10 protein-coding genes are annotated in these 11,410 nt (G+C 38.5%); all 10 read right to left on the minus strand.

Features of this window, described 5'->3' with window-relative positions; translation table 11 throughout:
* Window positions 1-34: 34 nt before the first annotated feature.
* Window positions 35-1,324 (minus strand): MFS transporter, encoded by a 1,290-nt coding sequence (locus tag AC3AX0_RS02185; protein ID WP_487548665.1) that lies wholly within the window; start codon window positions 1,322-1,324, stop codon window positions 35-37.
* A 39-nt stretch (window positions 1,325-1,363) separates the two neighbouring features.
* Window positions 1,364-1,933, minus strand: a complete 570-nt coding sequence (locus AC3AX0_RS02190; protein WP_487548666.1) for a hypothetical protein — start codon at window positions 1,931-1,933, stop codon at window positions 1,364-1,366.
* A gap of 17 nt (window positions 1,934-1,950) precedes the next feature.
* A complete protein-coding gene (locus AC3AX0_RS02195) occupies window positions 1,951-3,453 on the minus strand; it encodes a sodium:solute symporter family transporter (RefSeq protein WP_487548667.1) in 1,503 nt (500 codons plus the stop codon).
* A 182-nt stretch (window positions 3,454-3,635) separates the two neighbouring features.
* A complete protein-coding gene (locus AC3AX0_RS02200; RefSeq protein WP_487548668.1) occupies window positions 3,636-3,926 on the minus strand; it encodes a ubiquitin family protein in 291 nt (96 codons plus the stop codon).
* A 27-nt stretch (window positions 3,927-3,953) separates the two neighbouring features.
* Window positions 3,954-5,840, minus strand: a complete 1,887-nt coding sequence (locus AC3AX0_RS02205; RefSeq protein WP_487548669.1) for an aldehyde ferredoxin oxidoreductase family protein — start codon at window positions 5,838-5,840, stop codon at window positions 3,954-3,956.
* 58 nt (window positions 5,841-5,898) lie between these two features.
* Window positions 5,899-7,305, minus strand: coding sequence for a tryptophanase (locus tag AC3AX0_RS02210; RefSeq protein WP_487548670.1), 1,407 nt, complete (start codon window positions 7,303-7,305; stop codon window positions 5,899-5,901).
* 104 nt (window positions 7,306-7,409) lie between these two features.
* The gene (locus AC3AX0_RS02215) at window positions 7,410-8,063 is read right to left on the minus strand and encodes a helix-turn-helix transcriptional regulator (protein ID WP_487548671.1); all 654 of its coding nucleotides are present in this window, start codon (window positions 8,061-8,063) and stop codon (window positions 7,410-7,412) included.
* Between the two features lie 87 nt (window positions 8,064-8,150).
* Entirely contained in the window at window positions 8,151-8,852 is a 702-nt protein-coding gene (locus tag AC3AX0_RS02220; RefSeq protein ID WP_487548672.1) for an ECF transporter S component, read from the minus strand.
* 154 nt (window positions 8,853-9,006) lie between these two features.
* Window positions 9,007-10,533, minus strand: coding sequence for an S-layer homology domain-containing protein (locus tag AC3AX0_RS02225; RefSeq protein ID WP_487548673.1), 1,527 nt, complete (start codon window positions 10,531-10,533; stop codon window positions 9,007-9,009).
* Window positions 10,534-10,678: 145 nt separating this feature from the next.
* A partial coding sequence (locus AC3AX0_RS02230) for an energy-coupling factor ABC transporter ATP-binding protein (protein ID WP_487548674.1) occupies window positions 10,679-11,410 on the minus strand: 732 nt, incomplete at its 5' end.

An 11,410-nucleotide genomic window follows, 5' to 3' on the forward strand; every position in this document is an offset into this window, starting at 1 on the left:
TTCTGAAAATTATTAATAAATTCGACATCACTTGTCAACTATCATATATATTTCTGCAATTAGTTTCCTTTATGAAAAACGATATTAGCAATCCAGCTGCCAGTGTAAGTACACATATTTTAAAACCTCTCTGATAAAGCTCTTTCATTGAATACAAGTGACTATACTTGTCAAAATAGTTCCCCATAATGACAGGAATGAATGCAGCTCCGACAAACCCTCCCATGTTAACAACAGAAGTCGATATCCCAACATACTTAGGATGGTTGATTTCCTTAGCAAGGGTAAAGCATATAACAACAACCGAACAGCTTGAACCCAGCAATGCAACTGTTATCAATAAAACAGTCGTGGATATCATGTCCACTCCAAATACGACAATAATCCAACATATCAAGTTGACGGCCATGCACGATATTACAATAATTTTTCTTTTTTTAATCAAGTCGGATATCTTTCCTATCAGCACGCAACTGAAAGAAAGTCCGAGAGTAGCTGCCAGGGTGAAATTAGTGGCATTCAATTTTTCTATTCCATACACTTCGATTAGATAAGTACGCCCCCAGGTTCCTGAGAAAGCAACAAAAGATCCAAATATCAAGGCAAAAACCATGAAGGGAGGCCATGTATTCTTGTTGAATATTACATTCCTGAAAGCCTTTTTCATATCCGGTTTATCATCGTCTCTACTGCTGTTTTGCGATATGTCTATCTTATTGCCCGGGTTGTCTTTGACTATAAAAAAACATGCAATTGACAGCACTACAGTAAATACACCTATGACGACAAAGGATTGTCTCCAGGAAAAATAATAAACCAGAAGAGCCAATGGTGTCTGTGCAACAACACCGCCCAGATTTCCAATAAAGGATGTCAGTCCGGTTACTGTAGCAAACTCTTTTTCATCAAACCAAACCGATTGAATTTTCAATATTGGAACAAATACAACCGATACTCCCAGTCCAACTAAAAATCTGCCAATAAATATAATGCTTATATTTGGTGCAGCTGCGAATACTATGGACCCTATTCCCGAAACGAGCGCACCAGCTGCCACAAGTTTTCTTGCTCCGTACAAGTCAACCAGTATTCCGGCTGGGATCTGCATAAACATATACACATAAAAATACATTGCTCCAATGTTCGCAAAGGTCAATGAATTTAGGTTGAACTCATTCATCAGTTCTTCTCTAATAACTCCTATAGCTAATCTGTGAAAAAACACAACCGCATAAACGACGGCAAGCAATCCCCACACTATCCATCTGTATTGGTTTTTGCCAACACTGTTTTTTGTTTCATTCTTTATTTTAACAGAATTCATAATATTCCTCTTTCTATTTTTTTGTAAAAATAATTCAAACTAGAAAACTCTAGTTTGAATTGTGTTTTTTATTTCTTTCCATGAATCAATGATACTCCCGGATTCAGTTATTCCCGCTATTCCTGTTGTACCATCTACCACCAGGATTTTATCTGACTCCAAATCTTTTCCATTGTTTATAATCCAGAAAGGCTTATACACCTTATCAACGTCAATTTCTCCAAGCGTCATCTCTATTCTTGGCCTTAAAGGATGATTAAACTTTTTTTCAAAATGTTTATCATGCAACTCGCATCCATTCTTCATTGCAGTATCAATATCCGTACCAAAATCCGCCATGATGTTCATTATGTCCTGATCGTCCACTGTCTCCAGTTCAGGTTCATTGACAATCCTGTAGGCCTTTCCTGTCTTTCCGTTCACAATGACTCTTTCAATATAAGTACGGTCCTTCAGGAATTTCCCACGTATAGTACTGTTTATTTCCATAACCCAGTAAGGATAATAGAACAAATCAAACTCAATTATGTTTTCATATCTGTTGAGCATTTTATATTTTTTCAAAATCTTGTCTTCATCCCATAAAAGTCCCGTACTCAATATATCCATTGCTTTTTCTCCTGTTTTTATTTATTATTGGCTTTATTAAAGTCAACCTTGCTATCAATTGCATGATAAGCATCCCAGAGACTATCCAACTCATCCGTATGATCATTCTTCGTCATCAGGGTAACTACTATAAATACTACGGGAGCCACTATCATTCCTACCATCAATGATGGTATTTTAGGTGCAATCCCAGGACCTATTATTCCCCAAAGTGGTATGACAACCATTGTAGCAATCATCTGAACAACGGCTGCTTTCCCAGTGGCTCTTTTCCACAAAACAGTACCCAGTATTGGCATAATGAACGTAAACACGGTAAATCCAAAAGCGAATACAACAATCCAGAAAATTATTGCCGGTGGTTTAATTGCCATAATCAAGCATATGGCAACAATAGATCCCGCCGCTAGCCTATCCCACATAACCTGGTTTTTCTCATATCTTTCAGGCATGGCTATCTTCATGATGTCCTGTGAAACTGCCGATGCTGCAACCACAATCAATCCACTTACTGTAGACATGATTGCAGACAAAATGGCAGCCATGAAAATACCTGACAATGCAGGACCGAGGACTCTTTGTGTAAGAACCGGCATAAGTGCATCAGGATTTGTTACAGCTCCCGGTTCCAGTATTATTCTTCCCATCATTGCGGATGGAATCAGACACCAAATCAATATCGAAGAGAATACAGTTGCGATTATCATCGCACTTTTTGCAACCTTTGCATCCTTCATGCTAAAGAGTGCAACTGCCTGCTGAGGCTGAGCAACTCCAACAATTATACCTATGATACACATTACAACAATCATATTGACTGGCATTTTGCCTCCACCATCAATTTCAAGCATTGTAGGTGCAATCTCGGCAAGCTTTGCATTCATGTCTGATAAAAAGCCTATTGAAACAGTTCCAAAAGTTGCTCTTATAGTACCAATAAGCAGTACAATAACTCCAAACACCATGATTATTCCTTGTACCAAATCCGTCCAAACTGTAGCCAGGTATCCTCCTACAGTGCTATAAATACCAACTATCAAAACTCCTATAAAAAGACTTGTAATATAAGAAGTTCCCAATAGACCGCTGAAAATTTCTCCCGTTGCTTTGAACTGGGCAACCAGACTTCCTCCAAGTCCTACTAGAATTGCGATTGCCGCCAGTGATCTTATAAGTTTTGTATTGTATCTTTTTTCCAGCAGTTGAGGTACCGTTATAACATTATAGTGCTCACATGCTGTTTTCATTCTCTGTCCGAATACTCTAAATGACAGAAAATAAGCAAATGGTGTGAACATTCCTTGCAAAAACGCTGCGTAACCTATTCCATACGCCATGCCGGGTGTTCCAACAAGTTTTGTTCCACTTTCCAGTGTTGCAGCAAATTTAAAGGCAGTAAACCAAGGGCCGAAGCTTTTTCCACCAAGGTAAAACCCTTCAGAGTTTTTAACCCTCCTGCCAGCAATAATCCCAATACCAATCATTATAGCAAAATATACAATCAGAATAAATATAGTCATCATCATTCTCCTTTATTCACTAATATTCTTTTTTCCATCTGATATCCACTTGATTCCATACAAAAGCACGAATACAATCTGTGCAACCGGTATAGCAATGTAAAATATAAATGTATTTAATGGTAGATTAATAACCAATTAACTACACCTCCTTTTTTATTTGATGGTTATGATTAATTCCATCATCCTCCTGAAACAAATGGTACTACTCTTATCTCAATATCCGATGTAATCAGATACTTCATCAGCATGTCATTTCTAAACATTTGGTTGTTAATATACAACAGGTGATATGGCTTCATTCTCTTTCTTTCAGAATCATAGTATTCTCCAGTAAACTCGCTGTCCGTCTCATACATATGATCCAATAATTCAATCAGCGGGTATCCATATTCAACCTCTACTGATTTTTCTACTGTCCTATCTGTATACTTTGCACATTTTGTAATAATTGCAACTCTGCATAAATTCATAAAATCACCATTCACCTATTAATAATACTAATCACCTATATAAAACTGCTCTATGCCAAGCTCTTCCATTCTCTCTTTCAACGGCCTTCCTGTTTTACCGTCCCAGTTAAACCCTTTGAAATACTCTTCTCTCAATCCATACCAGTCAAATTCTCTGTCAGTTCCCCTCATGGGTCCTTCAAACATGGGCTTTTCCTCAAGTCTCGGAGGAAATTTGACTTTATCCGGAGTTAAACCCTCTCGGATGCTGAACATCTGTCGCAAGGTCTGAATCCTTTCACCGGAATCCATAAAGTCCTGAGCGGTGTAGTCTTCCCATCCTGTAAAGGCTTTTATCAGTCCGATCATATCAAGGTCTTCCACAGCTCCCAGAATATATGCACAAAATCCACAGGCTGAAAAAGCCGTATAGTATCTTGCACCCTTGGCAAAAAGTTTTCCCATGCCTTCGTCATCATCAAGACTGACTTTTTCCGGTATAAACTCCTTGTCCATACCCAAAGCCTTGTTCAACTGCATTATCTGGCCGCCGGAACACCTTTCGTGTCTTGCAGGTGTAGGATCTGATATATAGGTGACACCTCTAGCCGGAGCTTCATATCTGAAATCATGAAAAGCAGGAGCCTGTCCACCAATATGCACACCATATTTCTCACTGCCCTTTCCGATTCTTTCAATTGCAGTCTTGACTCCGTCAGCCAGAACAACTCCGAACCGCTCCCTCTTGCAAACATCATCAACAAGTTTAATTATATCTTCCGAGTTGCCCCATTTAAGCTGCAGTCCGAATGTATCATTCTCATCTATAATGTTGTTTTCAAAACATTCTATAGCAAGTGCCACAACATGGCCTACACTTATGGTGTCAATTCCTGCCTTGTCGCACAACTCCTGTGCCTTAAAGCTTGCTTCCACATCTTCACACATGATGAAAGGTCCAAAAGCGTTTAATGTTTCATATTCCGGAAGTCTTGCCTCATCAAGCTTGAAAGGTCCATCTTCAACCTTGATTGTTCCACCGCATTGCACCGGACAACCCAGACATCCATGATTCTTGATTTTATACTTGGTAACGTTTTCAGCGTCGAACAAGTGATGCTTTGGAAAGCTCTCTTCACCGGCAAGGGACCAGTTTTTTATTGGATTGATTCCCACCTTCACTCCAAGACTCATGAATCCACATGATCCATATTTTCTCATTATATCCAATACAAAATAGTCAACATCCAGTATATGTCTTCCGAATTTTCTGTTTATAGCCACTATTTCTTCTTTACTGCAGACAGCATTCCTTTCGGATCCTTTTATTGCTATGCTTTTCAGATTCTTGGAACCCATAACGGCACCAACGCCGGATCTTGCTGCAGCCCTGTCATCAAACATTATCGCCGATATCAGGGAATTCTTCTCTCCTGCAACACCTATGGATGCCACCTTGAGTTTTGGCACCTTCAATTCATCAATCAATGCCTCTTTCGTCTCGACAGTGTCCATTCCTTCCAGATGAGATGCATCATTGATACTGATTTCACCGTCTAGAATGCTTATATAAACCAGTTTATCTGATATACCTCTTATACACAGCGCATCAAATCCACACTTTCTTAATTCAGGTCCATAAGCACCTCCTGCATTTGAATCACCAAATCCTCCTGTAAGAGGCGACTTGGTAACCGTCATGACTCTTGGTCTTGCAGGTGCATTGCTTCCAGCCAGAAGCCCTGGTGCAATGATAAGTAAATTGTCTTTACCCAGTGGATCTGCTCCGACAGGCACTCGTTCATTTAAAAGCCATGCTCCCAAACCTTCTCCACCCAGCACTTTTCTGTAAACAATCTCTGGAAGTTCCTCTACAACATATTCTCTTTTTGTTAAATCAACATTTAGTATTTTGCCAAAATATCCATATGGCATAATATTCCTCCTTAAGGATATTCTCCAATGAAATCAATCATTGGAGAATATCTTTTGATTATTCGTTGATAGGTGCCATTTCTCCCAAGAACACAGTCCTGTACTTGATATATGGGAATTTCTCTACTTTATAACCACCAAGTTTTTGTCTATTTCTATATATCTCTCCGATTACAGCAGCAGTATAATCAAGATGTCTATACGAATATACCCTTCTTGGTATAGCCAGTCTTACAAGATCAATTTCAGGAAGTTCCAGGATTTCACCAGTCTCTTCATCTCTAGTGCTGAATGCAAGACTTCCAAGTTCACATGCTCTTATACCGCCTTCTTCATACATGGCAGTAGTTATTGCAAGTCCCGGATACTGTTCCTGAGGTATATGTGGAGCAAACTTCTGACAATCAATCCATACCCCATGTCCACCGACAGGCGTACATATTGGAACGCCTTCTTTCTGCAGCTGTTCTCCCAGATATGTCGAATGCTCGATTCTATACTTCAGATAATTTTCATCCGATCCTTCAATATATCCTACAGCCAAAGCTTCCAAATCTCTACCGGCCATTCCGCCATATGTAGAGTATCCTTCTCTCATCAGACATATGGATTGCATCTTTTCATACAACTCATCGTCATTTACTCCAACAAATCCTCCGATATTAACCATACCGTCTTTTTTGGAGCTCACTGCACAAGCATCCGAGTACGAACACATTTCACGAATGATTTCCTTGATCGACTTGTCAGCATAACCCTCTTCACGTATTTTAATGAAATATGCATTTTCACATATTCTTGCTGAATCCATAACTACAGGCAAACCATATTTATTCGCCACTTCTCTTATATCCTTTAAATTCTGCATGGAAACAGGCTGTCCTCCTGCATTGTTGCAGGTTACTGTTATTTCAACAAAAGCAATGTTTTCAACACCCTCCGTTTCAATCAAGTCAACCAGTTTTTTAATGTCCATGTTGCCCTTGAAAGGATGATCGCTCTGAACTTTCATACCTTCGTCGATGATCAGATTCTTCAGTATTCCTCCTGCATTTTTGATTCTATCTGGTGAAAAATGCATGTTGTTGGGAACAAACTGACCCTCTTTTATCATCACCTGGAATACTATATTCTCAGCTCCCCTTCCTTGATGTGCAGGAAGTACGTGTTTGTATCCAAATAAGTCTTTCAATGTTTCTTCAAGCTTGAACCAGCTTGTAGAACTTCCATATGATTCATCTCCAAGCATAAGGGCACCCCATTGCTTGTCACTCATAGCTGTTGTACCACTATCTGTAAGATAATCAATGAAAATCTTATTGGCAGGTATTTTAAATGTATTGTAGCCAACTTCTTTAATGATTTGTGCTCTTTCCTCTTTTGATGTGATTTCAATCGGTGATACCGAATGAATCTTGAAAGGTTCTGGCTTGATCCTTTCAAAAATGTTGTTTGAATTATTCATCTTAATCCTCCTAGTATTGTATTCATTATGTCTCGGACTCTAGATATAATAATATTTTATCTTGCGGATAAAATTTTATCGCGTTTGGGTAAATTTTTTTTATTCTAAATATTGTTCAAATATCTGTATACAGTAACTTCGGAAACATGCAACTTGTCTGCTACACTTTCAATAACACCCTTAAGCTGAAACACACCTTTTTCAGAAAGTTTTTTGACAATGTTTTTCTTCTCTTCAGTATTCATTCTTTCGGGTTTGACATCTGATTCCAGCAATACACCATCTATAATGGATTCAGCTAGCGTTATAAATGAATCCTTGTCATCAGAAATATTATTATTGCTATTTGTATTCTTGTCCACTTCATCAACTGATTTATTGGCAAATATCGAATTAATAAAATCCTTAGTCTCATTCAACATTTTGGAATTGCAATTAATACCAACCAAACCTATTGGTTTATCATTAAAATCTCTAATCACATAATTATAAGAATCTATTCCCTTCCTGAAAAATGCTTCCTCTTGATATTTCCTGAATTCATTATCTGATAAATTATTCTCATTAAGCACTCTCAAAGTAAGATTAGACAGAGTATCTCCAACTTTCCTGTCTGTTATATGGCCATTTCTGATTGCAACAATGGTATTGTCGGGCTTGGATAAATCGTGGAGTACTATTTCGAAACCACTGCCAAAAGCACCTGACAGGAATCCAACAAACGGTTCAAACAATTTAATAATGTCTTTATTACTCATAACTCAACCTCATTCATCAATAATATAATTACATTGTAATAAAATATTATCAAAAAGTCAAGTGGTTTCCAAAATAAACTATCAAAATCATAATCTTTCTTTGTTGACATGGAGCCTCCGCTTGAACCTTGTCAGTATCAAATAAAATGATTTACCGAATACAATGGAAAACACAACATTTCCAACTGCATGGAGAGTGTCAAATGGAAAGCTTGCCAGATATGTTGCAATAAAAGTCTTAATGGTAAGAGGATATACAAATCCAACCCAATGCCATATGTTCATGGCCCATCCAAAGAGGTAGCCGCACACAAATGCCAATACTGCAAAAGCTTTGTGATTGAAATTATTCGAAAACTTTCCAATAAATCCTGCCAAAAGCCCGCAAAATCCCCAACAAAACATCTGCCAAGGTGTCCATGGACCCTGTCCAAGAAAGAAGTTTGAAACCAAGGCAGCCACCGCGCCTGTTATAAATCCTGTTTGGCCGCCGAAAACATACCCTGTAATCATTACTATGAAAGTGGTAGGTTGGACGCTCATAATAGCCGCAAAAGGAATCCTTGATATTCCTGCTAAAGATGCCATAGTAGCGATCAATGCCATTTCCTTTGGATCGACACTTCTCTTTTCAAAACTTATGAAAAACATCAAAATCGCTATTCCCACAATCAATACAGAAAGAAGAGCCCAGTTTATTTCATTGAATGGACTGTCAGGCATTAAACTCAATACAAGTATTAAAACTAATGTTACCATTAAAGCAATATATGCGGTCAACCTTTTCATATCCAATCAGCCCTCCTAATCTCTCCAAAAATACAAAAAGAACCGTCCTAGCTTAGGAAAGTTATATGCACCTATTACCTTGAAACATTGGTAATAGGCATTTAAGGATACTTTCCTGCACTGCTTCCTTGCCTTTTGTTTTTTGTATTTTTGTTTATTTTATAAATTCTATTATCCTTTTGATACTGTATGCACATTGAGCTCTAGTAGCAGTTTCATTTGCCTTGAATCCAGGATAGAGCAAATCATATTTTTCAGCCAAAGATACATAGCCTGAATACCAATATTCTCCATCTTCAATATGGGTCTTTTTACCATCTGGCATTATGTTCACAAGCATTGTAGCCAGTTCTGCTCCCGTTATAAGACCGTCAGGATCAAAAGTTTCAGAAGATCTTCCATTGATTATACCCTTTTTATATGCTATTGCTATATACTTGTATGACCACAAATCACCATCTACATCCTTGAAGGTCAAGCCATTGCTGTAACTGTCATTTTCAAAATTCAGTCCCTTCACAGACATAGATGTGAATTCCGCTCTTTTCACGGAACCTTCAGGCTTAAATGAACCATCTGGATAACCGTTGATTACATTTTCTTCAACCAGAAAGGATATGGAATCATATGCCCAATGTTCAGCTGCCAAGTCTGTAAACATCTCTACTACAGTTTTTAATTCACTGAAATCCACATTCACAGGAAAAGGCTTGTTGGACAATGATATTATGGAATAAGCCGTCATTTTCACCTGTGATGAACTCACGCCTTCCTTCCAGTCAAAGGAACCATCATTGTTCTGCAGATCCATTAGATGCGTTTTGACATTGCCATTTTCCACAGACCAAAAAGAACTTGTATACTCTTCACCTGCTGAAATGATTCCCTGCATAACCCATGCATCGGATGCAGAATTGGATTCATCGCCCATCATTTCGCTTGAACTAAATCCACCATCATCTTCCTGTCTCGACTTGATGAAATCCAATGCTTTTTCTATTGCAGAAGAGTTTACCTTGTCTTCACCAAGCAATACAAGTGCTTGTAGAGCTACTGCCGTATCGTCGGAATCACTTTCTCCTCCACTAAGCCAACCAAAGCCTCCATCATCATTTTGGTTTGATGTCAGCCATTCCCTTGCCTTTTCCCTGTCGTAATCTTCATTTCCTGCAGATTCCAAAGCTATTATGGACCACATATGCGAATTAATCATCAGGTCCTCTCCTCTGTCAAGTTGTGCAAAATGACCATCGGATTGTTGAAATGATACAATCTTATCTTCCAGACTTTCTCCCTTGTATTCCGGACTCCTGCCTGCAGCAGACAAGGCAAGAAGAATCCTTACATATTCAACGGTATCTTCAAGTTCGTTGTCGGTATTCAAAATATATTCAACTGGTCCTTTACCTGCAGGTTTCCAGTAATTACTTTCCACATCCTCACCAGCTGCAACAAGTGCCGATACACTCCAGCATGTTACCGCTACACTGCTTTTCCTTCCTTGTTTTGCAGGAAATCCTCCATCATCGTTTTGCATGTCGTGGAGATAATCCACAGCATCTTCTATGGCTTTATGGCTGCCATCAATTATGTTGCTGTCATATCCATATGAATAATTCAAAGGTGCTAAAGACATTATAAAAACCAATAAAGTACATATTAATATCCTTTTAGATCTCATTTAAATCTCCTTTATCTTTTCTTATGCCAACAAAGCAGCTACGCTGCGTCATCTTCGAAGCAGTATTGGATTCCATATCAATATCAGATATACATATTGTGTTAAAACAAATCAAATGATAATGGATACATCTGTGTTATGCATTTCAAGCTTTTTTAAGCATAGTCAATACTTCTTCACCCTGCTTCAACGTCACTATGTTTCTTCTGTAATTGTGAAAGAGCCTGCTGATCTGTGGTGAATAGAAAGTTGAATTTGACAGCAACTCATATTTGCTTCCTTTTTCAACAATGCCTCCATCATCCATGAGTATGATGTCGTCTGAATACTCTGCAGCAAACTCCACATCATGGGCAATCATAAGTATGGTTGTTCCTTCATCCCTAAGATTTAAAAGTATCTCTCCAAGGTTTTCCTTGAGCTGATAGTCGAGTCCCCTGGTAGGCTCATCAAGAAGAAGAAGCCTGGGTTTCGTTACAAGTACAGACGCCAAAGCTACACGCTGCCTTTCCCCTGTACTCAAATCCCTGGGATTGCTGTTTGCAAATTTTTCAATACCAAGTTTACTAAGTATTTCATCAACTATTCCATCGTCTTTCAAACCCAGGTTGTTCAAGGTGAAATTCACTTCCTCCCTTACAGTGGGCAGGAACAAATAATCATTTGGATCCTGGGAAAGATAAGCCACCATGGAGGACAGTTCCTCTACAGTGATTTTTTTTGTATCCTGTCCTAAAATTTTTATATGTCCTCTAGCTGGCTTCAAAAGGCAGTTCAAGTTTTTAAGCAAAGTCGTCTTGCCGCTGCCGTTTTCTCCCATTATCACAGTAAATGTATTGAGTTTTATCTTCAAATCTATATTTTTTAAAATTTCGCT

The sequence above is a fragment of the Dethiosulfatibacter sp. genome (genome assembly GCF_983023055.1).

What these genes read in the sequence shown, in the direction of transcription:
- AC3AX0_RS02185 (WP_487548665.1), bottom strand. Translation starts at nt 1,324, where the DNA reads ATGAATTCTGTTAAAATAAAGAATGAAACAAAAAACAGTGTTGGCAAA.
- AC3AX0_RS02220 (WP_487548672.1), bottom strand. Translation starts at nt 8,852, where the DNA reads ATGAAAAGGTTGACCGCATATATTGCTTTAATGGTAACATTAGTTTTA.
- AC3AX0_RS02200 (WP_487548668.1), bottom strand. Translation starts at nt 3,926, where the DNA reads ATGAATTTATGCAGAGTTGCAATTATTACAAAATGTGCAAAGTATACA.
- AC3AX0_RS02225 (WP_487548673.1), bottom strand. Translation starts at nt 10,533, where the DNA reads ATGAGATCTAAAAGGATATTAATATGTACTTTATTGGTTTTTATAATG.
- AC3AX0_RS02190 (WP_487548666.1), bottom strand. Translation starts at nt 1,933, where the DNA reads ATGGATATATTGAGTACGGGACTTTTATGGGATGAAGACAAGATTTTG.
- AC3AX0_RS02205 (WP_487548669.1), bottom strand. Translation starts at nt 5,840, where the DNA reads ATGCCATATGGATATTTTGGCAAAATACTAAATGTTGATTTAACAAAA.
- AC3AX0_RS02195 (WP_487548667.1), bottom strand. Translation starts at nt 3,453, where the DNA reads ATGACTATATTTATTCTGATTGTATATTTTGCTATAATGATTGGTATT.
- AC3AX0_RS02210 (WP_487548670.1), bottom strand. Translation starts at nt 7,305, where the DNA reads ATGAATAATTCAAACAACATTTTTGAAAGGATCAAGCCAGAACCTTTC.
- AC3AX0_RS02215 (WP_487548671.1), bottom strand. Translation starts at nt 8,063, where the DNA reads ATGAGTAATAAAGACATTATTAAATTGTTTGAACCGTTTGTTGGATTC.